Raw genomic sequence first — 18,068 nt, 5'->3', positions numbered from 1 at the left:
ATGTGCTATGTCTGCTGATTTTGACGCGTTTATTGCACCGCCGTGCCATGAACAGATCCCGGTAGTCTGGCAGGATGAGCACCTGCTGGTGATAGGTAAGCCCGCCGGTCTGCTGAGCCTCTCCGGTAAGAATCCGCAAAATAACGATTCGGTGCATTACCGGCTGCTGCAGCGCTATCCCGGCTGTTCGCTGGTGCACCGGCTCGACTTTGGCACATCCGGCCTGATGATCATCGCCCGGAACAAAGCGATCAACGCTGCGCTCTCCGCGCAGTTCAGTACGCGCCGGGTGGGAAAAACCTATACCGCACTACTGTGCGGTCATCTGCCCGATGACGAAGGCGTGATAGATGCGCCGATAGCAAAGGATCCCGCGCACTTTCCGCTGATGTCGGTGTGCCCGGTGAAGGGTAAACCGGCGCGCTCGCGTTATCAGGTAACTGCACGCCTTTGCCCGCCTGAAGGGCCGCCGCTGACGCGGGTGATGCTGATGCCCGAAACCGGACGTACCCATCAGCTGCGTCTGCACTGCCAGCTGCTGGGTTACCCGATTCTGGGCTGCGACTTTTATGGTGGCCGGCAGTTGCCGGGAACAGAAGAGGCGCCGCGTCTGATGCTGCACGCCAGTGCGATCCGGTTTGTTCATCCGGTCAGCCAGCAGCCGCTGCATCTGCAGCTGCCGGCCCCGTTCTGAACGCCAGAGCGCTTACCACATCAGATCATCCGGCACTTTAAAATCAGCATATGGATCGTCCTCATCCTGCGCTTCCTGACTCAGCGCGCTGTTCAGCACAATCGCGCTGGCGTCGCGCTGCGCAATTTTATCCGCCACGCTGGCCGGAATAATGGCGTAGTCGCTTTTCTCCGTAACCAGCCGGGCAATCGCCAGACGCCCGTTGATAAGCTGCGTCTGCGTCGTTTTATCAACGGTAATTTTTTTAATCAGATTGTTGTCGGTGAAATTAAAATCGATATCACCCCGTCCAGTCGTAATACGGTTCATCTCAATGAGCTGCTTTACCTGCGCCTTATACTCTTTTTCCAGCACCGCCTGACGCTGCTGGTCATTAAGCTGCTTATCACGCTCAAGCTGCGCTTTTTTGTTCTCTTCAACGGCCTGTTTCGCTTCACGCGCCTGCACGCGTGACTTTTTAGCCGTACGCTGCACCTTTTCCATTTTTTTGCTGGAGACTAATCCGGCTTTGAGCATCTGCTCCTGTAGCGTAAGTTTAGACATTTCCGATCCTGAATCTGTTGGCTAATCTGGCAGATTATACCTGTTATTCACCGGGCTGTACCGGCCAGCCGCATCCGCGTGAGCGGATATCTGCAGCAGACGGCGCTCTCAGCGATCAGAAGGTGGCATTAATGCCTATATTCCATGTTATCTGCCGCCGATCGCTGTTGCCGCCGATCGCAGAAACGCCGGTAAACGCGCTGACGGCGTCAGTCAGCGGCACCGAGGCACCCGCTGCCGCCTCCAGCCAGCTATCATCGCCATTGCTAACCGTACGGGTAAAAGCCGTGCGCGTTGATTTTAGTCCACCGCGAACGCTGCTCTCAGCATCACCAAACTGACGGTTGTAGCTGATTTCCGCCCAGGGATTGACGGGCCACCGCGTGGTGTCGATACGCCAGCCGGCTGCGCCAGTCTGGGTATGCCGGGTCTGATCGGAAAAACGCATTGCGGTACTGCTCTCTCCGTTTTCACGGTAGCCACCGGCGCGCGCGTAATCGAGCGCATAGCGCACAACCGGACCGGTAGAGAGATGTGCGGTCAGCGGGAAATCCCAGCCGCTCTGCACGCGAAAGCCCAGCAGTTTACCGCTGCTGTTTCCCTGTTCTGTACGGGTGGCCGGCCCGATTTGAACACGGCGCTCAATAGCGTCATAGCTGAGATCGCCGTAGTGCACGTCTGCGTTGATCCAGCCCTGCTCGAACAGCGTAAGCTGGCTGTAAAGCGCCACCAGATTGCCGCGCAGCTTGTATGAGTAACGATCGTCAGGATGCTGGCGCTGGTCGCTGCGTGACAGCACCAGACCCGCCTGCCAGCTATCGGTTAGCTGATATCCCATACCCAGCGTCAGGCTGGCCTGAGTGGCATCACCCGTAAGCAGATCGCTGCGGTGATAGTCAGCATGCTGCCCGGCGTAGCCACCAAACAGGCTAAACTCACCGGTACTCTGCGCCTGCTGACGCTGCTGCTGCAGATGTCCCTCCAGCGTATTTTGCATATCACGGGCCGCGCCTGCTGGCGCTGCGGTGAGCGATGAGACCAGCGCCGGTGCATCGAGAATCGAGCGGATATAATCGGCAATCATCGCATGTACCGCTGGCGAGGGGTGCAGCCGGTCAGCAAACAGAAAGCGCTGCGCCTCGCTGAAGCCTGGCGTGGCAGACGTACACTGGGCGGCGGATGTGCCTGGCGGGCAGGCCATACCGATGGTGTTGCTCAAACCATACCGCGCGGGGTCCGCGATCACTTCGCTGAGCAGGCCAGCGATATCAGCACGCACGATATTGCCTTTAAGCGCAGCCAGCCCCGCTTCCTCCTGCTGGTTAAATCCATCAGAGAGTGCCGTCACCTGCTCACTCAGCACCTGCCAGAGCGCGAACAGCTGCTGCGCCAGCGCATCGCGTACGGCAGGGATCGCAGAGACTTCTCCCGCCGCACGGCTGAATGCGGTCTGAATAGCCTGCTCGCGGGCAGCCTGACTCAGCACAGGCGTCGCGTTCAGCGACTGAAACGCCGCCTGCAGCGCTGAATCTGCCAGGGGGCCTGTCAGCTGCAGCACCGTCTCAATCATCAGCGGGGTTGTGCCAAGCTGCGGCACATTCGGCACGATTACCGTACCCGCACCTGCATCCAGCAGCGTTCGAACCTGTGCCGCCGCCGCGCTGGCGCTGGCTGCAACGGTCTGCGGCGCAGTCAGCGGATTTGCCAGCACCGCCGCCGCAATGTCATTGGCACCTGCCCAGTAAATATAGAGACCATTGCGCTCCGCGCGGCCGTTGTTACGCTGCAGCCAGCGCGCCAGCTGATCCTGCGTATTAAACGCCGGGTTAAGCGCCGGAACGGTCACGGCGCCGCCCTGAGCGTAGTTATTTCCGCCCTGCGATGAAGGGCGCAGCGACAGGCCAGAGTCTGCTGCCAGAATTTCGTCATAGAGGGGATGCTGTGCACCATCATACGTAAAGCGACCGACATTACCGCCATCGCTCAGGCTATCGCCAAATACAGTCAGACTATCCCAGGCGTAAGCAGGCGCTGAGGCAACAAGAGTGGCAGCAATGGCACCGGCAAGCGCCAGGGGCGTAAAACAGGAATGAGGCATATCAGACTCCTGAAATACCCGATCGCCACGCTGGCGACGAGACGGGCGGACTACGCGTGCGGCTTATCCGCAGGCGGCGTGGTATTGCAGGAAAGGTGTAGACATTCAGAGAGGCATTTACCAGATTGTGACCGGGGATTTGCGGTATCCGTCAGAATAATCGGGTTCAGGGCGGTATAAAGCAGGGCCCGCCAGCAGGCGTGCTGACGGGCAAAACGGATTACATGCGGGCTTCGAGCGGCACCGGCACCTTCTTCGCTTTTGGCTTCAGGCCAAACATGAAAGAGGCAATGCGTGAACGCTTGATGAACCAGTAGCAGACGGCGCTCAGGCCAATACCGATAGCACAGTCAATCAGCACATACAGAACGGCATAGTTGGCAGGCAGCCAGTCATCAATAAGCCAGGAGAACGCAATCACCACCGGATAGTGCAGCAGATAGATGATCAGTGCTGAATCCACGATAGCGGTCAGTATGCGATTCTCTTTAACCTGGATTTTTTCAAAGGTGAACACCATCCAGTAAGAGAGCATGGCGGACAGCACGCTGCCCATCATTACCGGCACGTACTTCACCACGCCGCCGATATGATTATGCGCAACGTAGTAGCAGCCCGCCCAGACGGCAGCCACCAGCGCGGCAATCAGCCAGTTGTTCATCAGCTTACTGTTTGCGTAATGCGCAATCTTCTCGCGATTGATATAGAGCGCATAGCCTGCCGTGTAGTAGACCAGGAAGCGCGCCGTAATCGGAATCAGCTCGATAAATTCGCCACGCCCTTTTACCAGGAATTTCAGCACAAAACAGGCGTTACCCAGCACAACCAGTAGCGCGATAAGCGCAGGCAGTGAGAGTTTGCCCAGCTGGCGCGCGCTCCACTGATAAAAGCTGCCGGGTATGGCCAGTGACATAATGCTCAGCGACACCAGAAACCACAGGTGATGCATCATGGTGTAGCTGTTCAGCCAGCCTTCCGCCGAGTAGGGGCGGTCATTTATCTGTCCAGAGATAAAATACATCAGTGGCGGAATAAACAGATAGGCTGAAATAAGCGGAATAAATACGCGCTTGCGACGGTTCTCGGTAAAAAACTGCTGTCCTTTACGGAGAATAATGAGGGCGGAAAACATCCCTGATAAAAAGAAAAAGACTTCCATCCTGAAGGTATGAAACATGCTCAACAGCGCAGTAAATATCTCAGCGGGATCGCGCTGCGCCGTATAATACCAGGGATTCTCGCCGGGCAAACTTCTTGAGGCATGTAACAAGACACCTTCCAGAATTAGCCCGGCACGCAGCAGATCCAGACCGATATTTCGGCTGGACAAAAAGGATTGTGTTTTCACATCGCATACCTTGATGGGGATAGTGAGCGGAATATAGGGGAATCGTGGACGGCGTAATACCAGAAAATTCTGTATACATTCCTGTGACTAACGATTCGGAATTTCGCTATTGTGTAAAAGTTGTAACTTTTTTACGGACCTGTTCAGTAAAGCAGCGTTATCTGTTTGAAAGTGTTAGAGAGTTAATGCTTTGAACCGGGTTAATGCCGCGCTGGCAGGCGGCCTTACTGACAAAGAAGCCCGGCTCCGCTAGCCTGAGCGCTTTTCCTACATCCTGGCCTGACAGGTGAAAATCATAAAAATGGTTAGCGTGGTCATCCTGAGACTCCAGAGCAGTCCCCTGTCCCCCTCCTGAAATCAGGTCCAGACTATTTTATAGTCACTATGCACATCATGCTGATTAAACAAATAATTTCACAGCGTTATTACCAGAGTTTAAGAATTAACCTGATTTTGATTTTTCACTGATGCTTTAAGATTGTATGACCTGCGTCACAGCTGTTATGGTTACATTTTACGTTTTAATTATTCGATCCATTAAATATTATTGAGCCTCACCAGGCGGGAAATTTGCTATGCCTTATTCACTGATTCGTTTTGCTTCATTATTGGTTACCGGATTTATCCTGCAAAATACCGCATGGGCAACGACGCCTGATACCAGTAATAACTTTATTATTGAAGCTTACGGTGGTTCAAGTACGCTGGGCGCAATGGCAGTCAGAGAGAATGGCAAACAACATAACATCAACATCAAAGACAATGAGATTGCCCTGATAAATAAGTGGCTTGGCGAAAAGTATGGCCCGGGCATCCGCGTGGTAAATAAGGGCGCAGCCTCTGCACAGGCAATGGATTTACTGCACCCGAAATACTTCTATAAAAAGAATAAAAGCTGGCGTGAAGAGATGCAGCGCTCGCCCGCTAAAATAATCCTGCTGAACTTCGCAACCAACGATGCGCGACACTTTCATTTCAAAGATACCGAAGCGAAATATATCGTCAGCCCGGATCAGTATACTAAAGTGATGACGGAGCTGATCGCGATTGCCCGCGAAGAGGGTAAACAGGTGGTATTGCAGGAGCCGCACCCGATTTGTGGCGGGGCAAAAAAGTGGAACGTTGCGCCTTATGTCACGAAGCTGGACGCACTGGCGCGCGCCGAGTCGCTGCCGCTGGCACGCCAGTATCAGCGTATTCTGCAAATGAAAGAGTGGCAGTCGCTGATGTCACCTGACTGTATTCATCCCTCTGAACAGCTCTATCGTATGAAAGCTGAGGAGACCTACTCCGTTCTGACCGCACATTTCAACAGTGAGCTTGCGGCGGCCGGTAAGTCAGGCAATGAGGCGCAACAGGTCGCCCGGCGCTGAGTTTCAGGCAGCAATGACGCAGAAAGGGCATTTTTTTCACTCTGCTTTCGGCTATTGTAGCGCTACCGCTTCGTACCGAATGGAATGGAATAATGAGCACAAAATATGCCCCCGCGCAGATTCTGCTTCACTGGCTGACATTTATTTTGATTGTTCTCGCTTATTGCACGATGGAGTTTCGCGGCCTGGCGCCGCGCGGCTCCTGGCAGCGTCTCTTTATGGTGGTGACGCACTTCTCTGCTGGCAGCTGCGTGCTGCTGCTGATGCTGTCGCGTCTGGTGATGCGGTTTCGCCATCGCACGCCGGCTATTGTACCGAAGCCCGCCCACTGGCAGACCGGCCTGGCACACCTTACTCATCTGGCGATCTACCTGCTGTTTATTACCCTGCCGGTGCTGGGCATTCTCTCCCGATTCTGGCTTGGCCGCGACTGGTGGCTATTTGGTATTTCGATGCCGGTCAGCGCCGCGCCCGATCCCGACCTGGCCGATACGCTGATTAAGTGGCATGAAACGCTGGTACCGCTGGGTTACTGGTTAATCGGCCTGCACGCGCTGGCGGCGCTGGCGCATCATTATCTGTTTAAGGACAATACGCTGCTGCGCATGATGCCTTCGCGCAAGCCGCGCTAACGGCAGCCCGGCACGCGGCCGGGCTGCGTCAGTCAGCTTAATGTGAAACGTGCGGCGGTGTGAGCGAGCTGCGCCGCCTGATCTTCCAGTGAGCTTGCTGCTGCCGACATCTGCTGAACCAGCGCCGCATTCTGCTGCGTAGCGCTATCCATCTCATTCACTGCAATGGTCACCTGGCTTATGCCGCGCGCCTGTTCATCAGATGCGATAACAATTTCATCGATAATATTGCGCACGGAGTTTACCGCCTGTGTCATTTCAGTCATGGTTTTACCGGCACGCTGAACCAGCCCGACGCCGCTGCTGACGCGCTCCCCGGACTCCTCGATCAGCGCAGCAATCTCTCTCACCGCGCTGGCGCTGCGCTGCGCCAGATTACGAACCTCAGAGGCCACGACGGCAAAGCCACGCCCCTGCTCGCCGGCACGTGCAGCTTCCACCGCCGCGTTGAGCGCCAGAATATTCGTCTGAAATGCGATGCTGTTGATAATGGCAGTAATGTCGCCGATCTTTTTCGCGCTGTTATCTATCTGCGCCATCGTCTGCACCACTTCACCCACCAGTGTTTCGCCGCGGCTGGCAATATGCGTGGCATTTTCTGTCAGCGTGGTTGCCTGATGCGCATTTGCCGCGTTGTGTTTCACCGTAGCGGTAATCTGCTCCATACTGGCCGCGGTCTGCTCCAGCGCAGCCGCCTGCTCTTCGGTTCGCGATGCAAGATCGAGGTTGCCGCTGGCGATTTCGCCCGCGCCTTGCCGCACTGATGCGCTGGCGTCCTGAATCTGGCTTGCCATATCGCGCAGCTGCGTCTGCATTGTATGCAGCGCGTAAAACAGGCTGCTGCGATCCTGTAACACCAGCGGAATCGCGTTATCAAGTCTGCCGCCGGCTACCGCCAGCGCAATAGCCGTGGCTTCGGCCGGCTCGCCGCCAATCGGCTTAAGCACTTTCCGGCTAAACACCCATCCCAGCAGTAAACTCACGGCAACGATGCTGATGAGCATCAGTATCAGCGCGTGCATCAGCTGGCGGTGCGCCGCCGCCATCACTTTGCTCACCGGTGCAACGACACCCAGATACCAGTGCTGGTCGCTGCTGCCGATAGTCACTGGCTGCCATGTTATCAGCGCCGCTTCCCCCAGTATGGCGTCATGCTGTTCAGTAACGGCACGGCTGAACCCATGCGTTTCTCCCTGCCAGGGTTTCGCGGTTTGCGTCTGGTCCGGATAGGAAACCACTCTGCCACCGCTGGAGAGCAGCATCGCATAGCCACTGCCTTCCCAGGGCCTGATCTTGTTGATGCGCGCCTGCAGCGCCGCCAGTGAGATATCAGAGGTCACTACGCCCCAGAGCTTACCTTGGCTGATAATGGGAGCGGCGACGGAAGTGAGTAACACAGGCACCCCGTTATAGGCGTAGCTGTAAGGTTCAATCAGCGTATCCTTACGACTTTTTTGTGGCAACAGATAGTAATCTCCCTGTCCTGGCGTCAGCATGGAGGCCAGTGGATGCAGCCTGAAGCTGCCGCTACTGTCGCGATCGACAAAATAGGCGTAGCGTCCCTGAGGTGCAGCACCAGGCTGACTGACAAACTCCGCATCGCGGCCATCAAACGCATTTTGTTCAAATATCACAGAGATGGAGAGGTAATCGGGGTTGTCACGCAGAGTGGAGATAAGAAGCTGGTCCGCCACCTTCCGATCGCTGATCCCTGCCGCCGGCAGCGCAATCAGGCTATGTCCCAGATTATGCGCCACATCGCGCGCGTAACTCAGCTCCTGCTGAATCTGCAATGCCTGACTCTGCGCAATCTGCTGCAGATAGTTTTCCGCCAGCGACTTCTGTTCTCTGCTGGATTGCCAGCTGAGCACGCCGATGGTGATAGCAAAACCAAGGGTAATTGTGACCGCGCCCGTCAGCAGCATCTGAGTACGGGTACGCATTTTTCGCGTTATAAGTGCTTTTGTGGCCATGATGGCGCTCCTGGGGTTGGCAAATCAGAGCAATAATTGCGCCACATCCTGGGCCACCAGCGATCCTTTATCACTCTATCGGCTCAACCGTGCTGAACTTGATGGCATTCGCACCCGGATTAAAAAATAATCAATATCGATGCCCGTAGGGGTCGCATTAATGCGACCCTGACATATAAATGCCGCCCCTGGGGATTAATTAGGTATTTCACTGGCGGGTTGATCTGGCGCAAGAACTTTGTGCGCAACTGCTGTCAACGTATCTCCTGCAGGCTTTCCGCCCTTACGATTACAGGAGCATACAATGACAGGTAAAATGGGGTTAACCGGTTTTTTACTGGTGTGGCTGGTTTATGTTGTCTGGATGGTGAGCTACTACTCGGGAACCTTTTCACTCTTTTCACACTGATAAAATGGCCCGCATGCCGGGCTTTTTCAGGCTTAATCAGAAAGTAGCAAAGGTGAGTAAGGCGACAGCAAAACGCCGTCAGGAAGACGGCGCCGGGGTGCATCACAACGATCAGGCCGCTTTAACCGCGCACACCTTTTTTTCAGGGGCAGAATCACTCTCTTTCACTTCAGATTTAGCATCTTTGTCTGCCGCCGCATCAGGCAGTTTGCTGGTGCGCAGAATATGCTGTACCGCGTCTTTCTGCTCTGCCAGCAGCATGCCCCAGGTTTCCGCTTCCGCATCCGCCAGCTCTGGCTTGATCTGCTGCAGCCAGTCGGTAAAGGCATCTGCCATATCGAGCATCTTATCCCAGGCATCGGCATCTTTTTTACTGGCAAACGTCATCTTCTCTTCACCTTTTCTGACTACAACATATTTGGTTTCGACTGCCATGATGCACCTCATTAACTGTATTTATATACAGTATATTCTGTTATGCAGCGATGAGCAAGTCTGCCCGCGTTTCAGGCAAGCAATTCCTCCAGAAAGGTGGCCAGCGCTTTTCGTGGGTCATCCTCTTCCGAGACAATCATCTCAATTCCCCACTGCCCCAGTACCTCTTTAGCCACCGGATTATTGCGATTGGTAAAAAGATACGATTTAGGCCGGGCCGTTGCGAGTCCGGTTCGTCCCCACATTTTAGTCAGCCGGTAGAACAGCAGGCGGATGTTGAAATCGCTGATGCTGTAGCCAACAAACAGCACCGAGTTACCCATCACGTCGTGCGTCAGTTTGATATCCAGTGGGGAATCAAAATAGAGACGTTCAAAATAGCTGCTCTCATCCAGCACAATCGAGGTATCGTCATCGAAATCGCCGTGAAGTTTAATGATGTGGCGCTTATCTTCAGTGAGTGAGACGAGATCGGCGGCGTTAGCCACTTTGCTATAGGGGACGTTGTGCGCCTCGTGAGCCATCTCCAGCCAGCGATCGTAATTGGTGGTGTAGATGCGCGAAAAATTACCCTGGGTGATCATGGTATGGATTTCGGAGCTGCGCACATCGATATCGGGCCGGTGCCACTCGCGATCCATCCAGCTGCGCAGCGGCCCCAGTGAGCCTTTGCGCTGCTTGTAATACTCCGCCAGCGACAGGTGTGTCCCGTAGGTGTTGAATATTTTCGGATCGTAGCCCAGCTCTTTTGCCAGATGGGCAATCAGTTCGTGCCACTCCGGCAGGCCAAGATTGCGGGAGATGCCGGCACCGGCAAACAGGATCAGTTTGCCGGCATCGTAGGCGCGTTTGAGTTCAGGCTTCATACATAACCCCGCGCGGTTTTGAGAAAGGCGGCAAAGCGATCCAGCGCCAGGCGCCGATTGGAGATCTCATTCTTTAGATCGCCCATTTCAGCAAAGGTCTGCGTATACCCTTCCGGGATAAACACGCAGTCCCACTGAAACTCCTGCGGCCCGGCCGGCTCTGGCGCAATGCGACCGCGCAGCTGTCCTTCAAACTGATACATCTTGCGACCATCGCAATACCCCAGCACGGTTTTTGCCGTCACGCAGGGCGTATCAAGGCCGCGTACCAGTTTGGTAAAGCGATCGGCATTGAGCCGGCTCCAGAAGATGCGCGTCAGTCCGGCTGGCAGACCGTTAAGCCCGTCCAGAAACAGGCCGGTATGCTCGACAAACAGCGGCCGCCCGATAATGGAAAACGCTTTAGTGAGCTTATCGCGTACCAGTTCAACCTCATTTTCCGTCTGGATCTCCTCAATCCGCCGCGCGATAGGCACCACTTCCACCCCTACCGGTTCAAGGATGGTACGCACTTCAGAGAGTTTGAGCTCGTTAGCCGATAAGAAACGAATTTTCATTGCAACCAGTAATGTTAAGTAGGGTTAAACTGCATTAGTGAGGTGATCCGGCTGTTTTCCGCCTGTTATTATATTTAGCACATCAGCCTGTGCCGGGAGTGATTCTACTCTGTGACCGGCGGAAGGAACAACCACGCGCGCAATTTAGCGCAGGCAGATTGCGGTTCGCTTCCGTGAAAAGTTGCGCGATAACCCCCCGCCACGCATAAATATCATCTCTAATGTCAAATCTCCGGAGCAGATCAACGCGCAGAAAAAGCGCTGTGACAGCCGTCTCGCTTAGCACTAAGATAGCGCTCCTGAATACAATAAAACTAATCAATTACAGAGCAGAGTGATGATCGCGTTTTTGACTGCGGGCTATTCGCGCGTACGTAATTTGCCCTTTAGCCTGAAGGGAGAGAGCGCAGAAAAGAAGCTGCGCTTTACGCTGCTGATTGCGGGTGTGGCCAGCACTACCTCAGGCATTTATATGGCGCTGCTTAACGCCCATAGCCGTTCGCCAGCAATACCGTCGCTCTACTATCTGGGCGTGGCGCTGGGTCTCTATATCTGCGCCGTTGCCTTTCACGGCAAACTGCAGCGGCATCTGGCGATCGTCACGCATGCGCTGCTGTTTATCATTACAGCTCTGCTGCTGCTGGACAATGACCATCCTGCCGTTAAACCTTCTGCGTGTAATTATCTGATCGCGCTGACCATCGGCTCGGCACTCGTCCTGCGGCAGCAGCCGCGCTATCTCAGCAAAATATTTCCGCTAATCTGCCTCGCCTGTTACCTCATTTTTACCCAGACCGGCCTGACCTGGCAGCAGGGATCGTTTCATTTTGCGCTGCCGGCGGAAGCCAGTTTCTACATTGTTAACTGTATCGTGCCCGTACTTTCTCTGCTGCTGACCGCGCTGACCTTTCGCGGCGATTACTCTGAAACTGACCTGATAAAGCGCGAACTCTCTGCCGCTGTCAGCCAGGATCAGCTCGAACTCTATTTTCAGCCGCAAGTGGATACCGGTAAACATCTGATCGGATTTGAAGCTCTGCTGCGCTGGAAACATCCGGTTAAAGGATTTATTTCACCGGACGTTTTTATCCCGGTAGCGGAAAAGAGTGGCCTGATGATTGAGATTGGCCGATGGGTTATGGAGCGCACACTGCAGCATATGGCTGCCTGGGAGAGTCTCCGGCACGGCGACAGCCTGGTGTTTTCTGTCAATATCAGTCCTCTGCAGCTAATGCATCGCGACTTTACCGCTGAAACTCTGCTGCTGCTCTCGCGTTACAGGATCCAGCCACAGCGGCTTAAATTTGAGATCACCGAAAGCACCTTTATCTACGATCAGCAGCATATCAGCTCTGTTATCGCGCACTTCAGCCAGCTCGGCGTAAAATGGGCGATCGATGATTTTGGCGTCGGTTACTCTTCGCTGAAATCGCTCAGCGATTTTTCGATTGATGATATTAAAATTGACAAGTCGCTGATTATGCACATTTTTGAAAATGAATCTGCCGCTATTGTGGTGCATAAAACCATTGAGCTGACGCGCGAAATGGGGCTGAACGTGCTGGCAGAAGGCGTTGAAAGTGAAGAGATGTTTCACTACCTGCGCAGTCGCGGATGCCAGTTCTTCCAGGGCTATTACTTTGCCCGGCCTCTGCCAGCGGCAGAGGTGATAAGCTGGGTGAAAAAATATCAGGGTGAAAAACGGGGCCGCAGTGCGACCCGTCTTTACTGATAAACGATGCCCGGCGGATTGATCTGCGACTGCGCTACCGCCTCATCCTGCTCTCCCCAGCGCGTCAGTACCTGCTGATACTGTCCGCTGGCGATGGCATGATTAACCGCCTGCTGCAGCGCCGGGGCCAGCCCGTTACCCTTTTTGGTTGTGACGGCCACCCATGCCCGATACGGGCCGTGACCAACAACCGCTGTTTGCCCGCGCGACGCCGCTTTCCACGCCGCCACCGCCTGCGGGCCAAAGGTGGCATCGGCGCGTCCGGACAACAGCGCGAGCGTGGCAGAAGCGTCATCATTAAGATAGACAGGCTGCACCGGCGCTAATCCCTCCTGGCGGTTTTTCGCATCCCAGCCCAGCAGGATCTTCTCCTGATTAGTACCGGACCCGACAATGATGCGCCTGCCCGCGGCATCCTGACGTCCGGTAATCGCAGAGATGGGACTCCCTTTCCGTACGGCAAAGGCGTGGTTGTCAGCCCGATAGGTGGCAAAGTCAAATTTGCGTTTACGCTCCTCGGTCACGGCGATATTAAACATGGCAACATCATAGCGTCCGGCGCTGATGCCGAGCGGCCACTCCTCCCACGAGGCGGGCACCAGCTTTAGCGTAAGGCCCAGACTTTCAGCCAGAAGTCGCGCCATATCGGGATCGCTGCCAATCAGCGTTTTGTTATCTGACGCCCATAACCCGATGGGCGGTGAGTTAGTGGCGCTGGTTGCGACCGTCAGAAAGCCGGGGTGAACAAACGCATAGTTCGCCGGAATTCTGGCTATCGCCTGCGGATCGGCGGCGATATGAATCGCCGTTTCATTATTAGCCGCATCCAGCGCCGCGCCCTGCGCGGCTGAAAACAGCAGGCCAGATGCCACCAGCGTCAGGATGAACCGCTTCATCACAGCACCCGCGCCAGAAAACGTCGGGTGCGCTCGTGGCGTGGCTGATTCAGCACCTGCACGCTGCTGCCCTGCTCAACCACGCGGCCGTCAACCATAAACACCACGTTGTCTGCCACTTCACGCGCAAAGCCAATCTCATGCGTCACAATCACCAGCGTGGTGCCGGAGCGCGCCAGCTTTTTAATGACGTCCAGAACCTCACCCACCAGCTCCGGATCCAGTGCCGACGTCGGCTCATCAAACAGCATCACGCGCGGATTGAGCATCAGCGCACGCGCAATCGCGATACGCTGCTGCTGACCACCCGAAAGATGGCGCGGCCAGGCGTCAGCTTTATGCCGCAGTCCCACCGTGTCCAGCAGCTCACCGGCGCGTTCAATCGCCGCGCGTCGCGTAAGCTGACGATGTGCGATCGGCGCTTCAATCAGGTTTTCCAGCACGGTCAGGTGCGGAAAAAGATTGAAGTTCTGAAAAACGTAGCCGACGTTGACCCGCTGACGCAGTATCGCCCGCTCTTTAAGCTCATAGAGTTTATCGCCGCGGCGCTGATAACCGATATAGTCATCATCAATCTGAATAAAGCCCTCATCGACCCGCTCCAGGTGATTAATGGTGCGCAGCAGCGTTGACTTACCCGAACCGGAAGGCCCGAGAATAACCGTTACGGATCCCGGCGCCAGCGACAGCGAGACCGCGTCCAGCGCTTTGTGTTTACCAAACGACTTGCTGACGCCGGTGATGGTAACCGCCCCGGCAGCATAGGACGGGCGATAATCAATGGCTTCGGACATGAGAGCGCTCCTCAATAACAGCAGGGGTTGAATAACGATTACGCCACTGCCGCCAGCGCGATGACTGCGGCTCGCGGGTTACGCTGCGCGCCAGCGAGCGTTCAACGCTGTGCTGCAACAGCGACAGCACCGTTGTGATAATCAGATACCAGGCGGCGCCCACCATCAGCAGCGGGATCACCTGCTGAGTGCGGTTGTAGATCATCTGAATGGTGTAAAACAGCTCTGGCATCGCCAGCACGTAAACCATCGACGTGCCTTTGGCCAGGCTGATGATTTCATTGAAGGTGGTTGGAATGATCGCGCGCAGTGCCTGCGGCAGGATGATGCGGAAGGTCCGGCGCGAAGAAGAGAGTCCCAGCGCTGACGCCGCCTCAAACTGCCCCTGGTCCACGCCGAGGAACCCGCCGCGGATAATCTCTGCGCTATAGGCGCTCTGCACCAGCGTCAGGCCAATCACCGCGGCCGGAAACTGGCCCAGCACATTAATGGTCTGGAAGTGACCCCACGACCAGGGCGTAAACGGGATCCCCAGCGATAAGGTGTCGTAGAGATAGGAGAAGTTATAGAGAATGATCAGTACTACAATCAGCGGCAGCGAGCGGAACAGCCAGATATAGCCAAACGCCAGCGTACTCAGCAGCCACGAGGAGGAGAGCCGGGCCAGCGCCAGCAGACCGCCGAAAATCAGACTCAGTACGGTGCCCGCCAGCGTCAGCAGCAGCGTCTGACCCAGGCCATTCAGGATCACCGGGTCAAAAAACCAGCGCGCAAATACCCCCCACTCCCAGCGCGGATTGAACGCGATGGAATCCACCACCGCTGCCAGAATAAACAGCGCCGCCACGGCGCCCAGGCTGCGCGCCGGATAGCGTGCCGGCACCACGGTCAGTTTTTGCGTCTCACTCATTTTCGGCTCCTCAGCTCGCCTGTGCCGCAGCGTGGACATCAATTATCTTCAGAAAGCGCAGGCGGCCGTCGTGCGGCGGCCGGCCGTAGATCTCCATATCTTCCAGCAGGGCAAACTGCGGCTGGTAGCCGTGGCCGATATAGAGGCGCACCGCCTCCGGCTGACGAAAGCCGGTGGTCAGCCAGACACGCTGATAGCCGGCGCGCAGCGCACGACGCTCCAGCTCCTGCAGGATCAGTAGTGCCAGGCCCTGACGGCGCAGATCGGAGCGCGTCCAGATGCGTTTCAGTTCCGCCGTCTGTGCGTCATAGCGCTTGTAGGCGCCCATGGCGATAATTTCGCCATCCCGCTCCAGTACAATAAACAGGCCTCCCTGCGCAGGCAGAAACCACTCATCCTGCTCCACCTCATTCTGGCTGCTGAAATAGTCGCCATAGCGGGCAGCATATTCACCAAACAGGCCGGTAATAATCGGCTGCAGCTCTGCCGCTGCGGGTGAAACATCACGAAAAAAATGCATATTGCCCCCTTAGTCGCCCAGGCCCGGTGGATTGATTTCCGAGCGGTCGAGCCGCTCAATGCCTTCGCCCCAGCGATTCAGCACCTTGTCGTAGTCGCCGTTTTGTATCACGCCGTTAAGCGCCGTATTGACTGGCTGCACCAGCCCGCCATCTTTTTTCACCGTCACTGCAATGTGCGCCGCTTTAGGCCAGCCGCCGTCCACGCTGCCCACCAGCCTGGTCTGCCCGTTGAGCGCCGCTTTCCAGGCGCCGATGACGTTGGGGCCAAAGTAAGCATCCGCACGTCCGGCCTGCAGTGAAAGCGTCTGCGCTGCGTCATCTTTGGTATAAACCGGGATAAACGGCTTCAGGCCCTTTGCGCGGTTTTCCTGATCCCACGCCAGTAAGATCGCTTCCTGATTGGTCCCGGAGCCAACAATAATGCGCAGGCCGGCAATATCTTCTACTTTGCTGAGCGAAACGATTGGGCTGCTCTTTTTCACATAAAAGCCCAGTGAGTCTTTGCGGTAGGTGGCAAAATCAAAACGCTCTTTGCGCGCTTTTGTGACGGTTACGTTGGTGATCGCCGCGTCATATTTGCCGGACGCCACGCCGAGCGGCCAGTCTTCCCAGGAGGTTGGCACGACGTTGAGCTTCAGGCCGAGGCTGTCCGCCACCAGACGCGCCATATCCACTTCGCTGCCAAGCAGCGTTTTGTTGTCGTCGCTGAACACCGTAAGCGGAGGGGAATTAAGGGCGGCCACCGCCACGGTAAACGCGCCAGGTACAGCAAACCGGTGTCCGGCCGGGATCTGCGCGATAGCCGCTGCATTTTTTGCAGTGTTAATGGGCGTCTTATTCGCCTCCACGCTGACCTGCTGCCCGTTAACGGCGACGTTTTCCGCCCCGGCAGCGCTGCTTAGCCCCAGTAACAGCAGCGCTATCAATGATTTTTTCTGCATAGCATTCATCCTGATCGTTATTATGATGTGAACTGATTTTCGGGGGTCTGCAGACCCAGACTGGCGCGCAGCGTGGTGCCCGGATAGTCGCGCCGGCTTAGTCCGCGCGCCTGCAACAGCGGGATAACCCGATCGACAAAGCGTTCAAACGTGTCGGGCGTTCCGCCCTGGATAATGAAACCGTCAGCAGCTTTCTGTTCAAACCAGTGCTGCAGGCCATCGGCGACCTGTTCTGGCGTGCCGTGAAACAGCGGCCGCGGCGTGGCCGCTTCCAGCGCGGCCTGGCGCAGCGTCTGACCGCGCACGCGGGCGTTGCGTTTTATTTCATCGGTGGTGCTGCGGAAGCTGTTCTGACCGATATCACCCAGTTCTGGGAAAGGTTCATCCAGCGGGTAGCGTGAGAAATCATGGTGGTCAAAGAACCGCCCCAGATAATTAAGCGCATCCGGCACTGAGACCAGCTGCGCGGTAGCCTGATACTGCTGCTCAACATCTGCGGCATCGTCACCGACGATCACGCTGACGCCCTGAAAGATATGGAGGTCATCCGCGGCGCGTCCGTTTTCGGCCAGCTGCTGTTTAACATCGCGCCAGAACGCCTGCGCCTCTTCCAGGGTCGCATGGTGGGTAAAAATTGCATCCGCATGGCGCGCGGCCAGCCGCCGTCCGTCTCCGGAGGCGCCCGCCTGGAAAATGATCGGTCGCCCCTGCGGCGTACGCTCAATATTCAGCGGCCCCTGCACCTGAAAGAAATCGCCGCGGTGATCGGGCGTATGCAGCTTGGCCGGATCGAAAAACTGACCGCTGCGCTTGTCGCGTACAAAGGCGCCCTCTTCCCAGGAATCCCACAGGCCTTTCACCACCTGCAAATACTCATCCGCAATCCGGTAACGCAGCGCGTGTTCCGGATGCTGCTGACGCGAGAAATTTTTTGCCGATCCTTCCAGCGGCGAGGTCACAACGTTCCAGCCGGCACGGCCGCCGCTGAGATGGTCGAGGCTGGCGAACTGCCGGGCGATGGTAAAAGGATCGCTATAAGAGGTTGAGACGGTGCCAACCAGGCCAAGATGCTCTGTGACCGCCGCCAGCGCTGAGAGCAGCGTCAGCGGTTCAAAGCGATTGAGGAAGTGCGGAATCGATTTTTCATTGATATAGAGACCGTCAGCGACAAACAGAAAATCGAGTTTGCCCGCTTCCGCCTTGCGCGCAATTTTTCTGGCGTAGTCAAAACTGATGCTGGCGTCAGCCTGCGCAGCCGGATGCCGCCAGGCGGACATATTGCCTGACGCGCCGTGTAATATCGTACCGAGACGTAATTCTCTTTTACTCATTATAAACTCCTGACA

15 protein-coding genes and 1 pseudogene are annotated in these 18,068 nt (G+C 56.0%); 4 read left to right on the top strand and 12 right to left on the bottom strand.

The window, feature by feature from the left end:
- The first annotated feature begins 7 nt into the window (after positions 1–7).
- Positions 8–694 (top strand): RluA family pseudouridine synthase, encoded by a 687-nt coding sequence (locus tag LAC65_RS16930; protein ID WP_040113463.1) that lies wholly within the window; start codon positions 8–10, stop codon positions 692–694.
- A gap of 12 nt (positions 695–706) precedes the next feature.
- On the opposite strand, the gene LAC65_RS16925 is transcribed toward LAC65_RS16930, so the two are convergent.
- From LAC65_RS16925 to LAC65_RS16915, 3 genes are all read right to left on the bottom strand, one after another.
- Positions 707–1,237 carry a DUF2058 domain-containing protein gene (locus LAC65_RS16925; protein ID WP_040113462.1) on the bottom strand — a complete coding sequence of 177 codons (531 nt, stop codon included), beginning with the start codon at positions 1,235–1,237 and terminating at the stop codon, positions 707–709.
- A 115-nt stretch (positions 1,238–1,352) separates the two neighbouring features.
- Positions 1,353–3,335: an autotransporter outer membrane beta-barrel domain-containing protein gene (locus LAC65_RS16920; protein WP_203025538.1), complete on the bottom strand. Its 1,983-nt coding sequence runs from the start codon at positions 3,333–3,335 to the stop codon at positions 1,353–1,355.
- 220 nt (positions 3,336–3,555) lie between these two features.
- Positions 3,556–4,683 carry an acyltransferase family protein gene (locus LAC65_RS16915; RefSeq protein WP_040113461.1) on the bottom strand — a complete coding sequence of 376 codons (1,128 nt, stop codon included), beginning with the start codon at positions 4,681–4,683 and terminating at the stop codon, positions 3,556–3,558.
- 575 nt (positions 4,684–5,258) lie between these two features.
- On the opposite strand from LAC65_RS16915, the gene LAC65_RS16910 reads away from it, so the two are divergent.
- Together LAC65_RS16910 and cybB are read left to right on the top strand one after the other, a co-directional pair.
- Positions 5,259–6,056 carry an SGNH/GDSL hydrolase family protein gene (locus tag LAC65_RS16910; protein WP_052246545.1) on the top strand — a complete coding sequence of 266 codons (798 nt, stop codon included), beginning with the start codon at positions 5,259–5,261 and terminating at the stop codon, positions 6,054–6,056.
- 92 nt (positions 6,057–6,148) lie between these two features.
- Positions 6,149–6,688: a cytochrome b561 gene (cybB, locus tag LAC65_RS16905; RefSeq protein WP_040113460.1), complete on the top strand. Its 540-nt coding sequence runs from the start codon at positions 6,149–6,151 to the stop codon at positions 6,686–6,688.
- 32 nt (positions 6,689–6,720) lie between these two features.
- On the opposite strand, the gene LAC65_RS16900 is transcribed toward cybB, so the two are convergent.
- From LAC65_RS16900 to LAC65_RS16885, 4 genes are all read right to left on the bottom strand, one after another.
- Complete coding sequence (locus tag LAC65_RS16900) at positions 6,721–8,661, bottom strand: methyl-accepting chemotaxis protein (RefSeq protein ID WP_040113459.1); 1,941 nt, start codon at positions 8,659–8,661, stop codon at positions 6,721–6,723.
- Positions 8,662–9,181: 520 nt separating this feature from the next.
- Entirely contained in the window at positions 9,182–9,505 is a 324-nt protein-coding gene (locus tag LAC65_RS16895; RefSeq protein ID WP_040113458.1) for a YebG family protein, read from the bottom strand.
- Between the two features lie 71 nt (positions 9,506–9,576).
- Positions 9,577–10,371 carry an SIR2 family protein gene (locus tag LAC65_RS16890; RefSeq protein WP_034829783.1) on the bottom strand — a complete coding sequence of 265 codons (795 nt, stop codon included), beginning with the start codon at positions 10,369–10,371 and terminating at the stop codon, positions 9,577–9,579.
- A complete protein-coding gene (locus tag LAC65_RS16885; RefSeq protein ID WP_040113457.1) occupies positions 10,368–10,928 on the bottom strand; it encodes a non-canonical purine NTP pyrophosphatase in 561 nt (186 codons plus the stop codon). The genes LAC65_RS16890 and LAC65_RS16885 overlap by 4 nt, the downstream gene beginning before the upstream one ends.
- A 337-nt stretch (positions 10,929–11,265) precedes the next feature.
- On the opposite strand from LAC65_RS16885, the gene LAC65_RS16880 reads away from it, so the two are divergent.
- The gene (locus LAC65_RS16880) at positions 11,266–12,660 is read left to right on the top strand and encodes a putative bifunctional diguanylate cyclase/phosphodiesterase (protein ID WP_052246544.1); all 1,395 of its coding nucleotides are present in this window, start codon (positions 11,266–11,268) and stop codon (positions 12,658–12,660) included.
- On the opposite strand, the gene LAC65_RS16875 is transcribed toward LAC65_RS16880, so the two are convergent.
- The 5 genes and pseudogenes from LAC65_RS16875 to LAC65_RS16855 all read right to left on the bottom strand — a co-directional run bounded on the left by LAC65_RS16875 (position 12,654) and on the right by LAC65_RS16855 (position 18,053).
- Positions 12,654–13,556 (bottom strand): ABC transporter substrate-binding protein, encoded by a 903-nt coding sequence (locus tag LAC65_RS16875; protein ID WP_040113456.1) that lies wholly within the window; start codon positions 13,554–13,556, stop codon positions 12,654–12,656. The two genes, LAC65_RS16880 and LAC65_RS16875, sit on opposite strands and share 7 nt — an antisense overlap.
- On the bottom strand, positions 13,556–14,350 hold the full coding sequence (locus LAC65_RS16870; RefSeq protein ID WP_040113455.1) for an amino acid ABC transporter ATP-binding protein: 795 nt from the start codon (positions 14,348–14,350) through the stop codon (positions 13,556–13,558). Before LAC65_RS16870 ends, LAC65_RS16875 begins: the two co-directional genes overlap by 1 nt.
- Positions 14,334–15,260, bottom strand: coding sequence for an amino acid ABC transporter permease (locus LAC65_RS16865; RefSeq protein WP_040113454.1), 927 nt, complete (start codon positions 15,258–15,260; stop codon positions 14,334–14,336). Before LAC65_RS16865 ends, LAC65_RS16870 begins: the two co-directional genes overlap by 17 nt.
- A gap of 10 nt (positions 15,261–15,270) precedes the next feature.
- On the bottom strand, positions 15,271–15,780 hold the full coding sequence (locus tag LAC65_RS16860; protein ID WP_040113453.1) for a GNAT family N-acetyltransferase: 510 nt from the start codon (positions 15,778–15,780) through the stop codon (positions 15,271–15,273).
- A gap of 9 nt (positions 15,781–15,789) precedes the next feature.
- Positions 15,790–18,053 (bottom strand): annotated as a pseudogene (locus tag LAC65_RS16855) (NtaA/DmoA family FMN-dependent monooxygenase).
- Positions 18,054–18,068 lie beyond the last annotated feature (15 nt).

Origin of the sequence: Pantoea eucrina, assembly GCF_020079945.1 — a bacterium.
GTDB classification, from domain to species: domain Bacteria; phylum Pseudomonadota; class Gammaproteobacteria; order Enterobacterales; family Enterobacteriaceae; genus Pantoea; species Pantoea eucrina.
This window is presented reverse-complemented; position numbering and strand designations above follow the sequence as displayed.

Bases quoted from the DNA above. Each gene is read 5' to 3' on its own strand.
- LAC65_RS16930 (WP_040113463.1), top strand. From the start codon at position 8: ATGTCTGCTGATTTTGACGCGTTTATTGCACCGCCGTGCCATGAACAG.
- LAC65_RS16925 (WP_040113462.1), bottom strand. From the start codon at position 1,237: ATGTCTAAACTTACGCTACAGGAGCAGATGCTCAAAGCCGGATTAGTC.
- LAC65_RS16920 (WP_203025538.1), bottom strand. From the start codon at position 3,335: ATGCCTCATTCCTGTTTTACGCCCCTGGCGCTTGCCGGTGCCATTGCT.
- LAC65_RS16910 (WP_052246545.1), top strand. From the start codon at position 5,259: ATGCCTTATTCACTGATTCGTTTTGCTTCATTATTGGTTACCGGATTT.
- cybB (WP_040113460.1), top strand. From the start codon at position 6,149: ATGAGCACAAAATATGCCCCCGCGCAGATTCTGCTTCACTGGCTGACA.
- LAC65_RS16900 (WP_040113459.1), bottom strand. From the start codon at position 8,661: ATGGCCACAAAAGCACTTATAACGCGAAAAATGCGTACCCGTACTCAG.
- LAC65_RS16895 (WP_040113458.1), bottom strand. From the start codon at position 9,505: ATGGCAGTCGAAACCAAATATGTTGTAGTCAGAAAAGGTGAAGAGAAG.
- LAC65_RS16890 (WP_034829783.1), bottom strand. From the start codon at position 10,371: ATGAAGCCTGAACTCAAACGCGCCTACGATGCCGGCAAACTGATCCTG.
- LAC65_RS16885 (WP_040113457.1), bottom strand. From the start codon at position 10,928: ATGAAAATTCGTTTCTTATCGGCTAACGAGCTCAAACTCTCTGAAGTG.
- LAC65_RS16880 (WP_052246544.1), top strand. From the start codon at position 11,266: ATGATCGCGTTTTTGACTGCGGGCTATTCGCGCGTACGTAATTTGCCC.
- LAC65_RS16875 (WP_040113456.1), bottom strand. From the start codon at position 13,556: ATGAAGCGGTTCATCCTGACGCTGGTGGCATCTGGCCTGCTGTTTTCA.
- LAC65_RS16870 (WP_040113455.1), bottom strand. From the start codon at position 14,350: ATGTCCGAAGCCATTGATTATCGCCCGTCCTATGCTGCCGGGGCGGTT.
- LAC65_RS16865 (WP_040113454.1), bottom strand. From the start codon at position 15,260: ATGAGTGAGACGCAAAAACTGACCGTGGTGCCGGCACGCTATCCGGCG.
- LAC65_RS16860 (WP_040113453.1), bottom strand. From the start codon at position 15,780: ATGCATTTTTTTCGTGATGTTTCACCCGCAGCGGCAGAGCTGCAGCCG.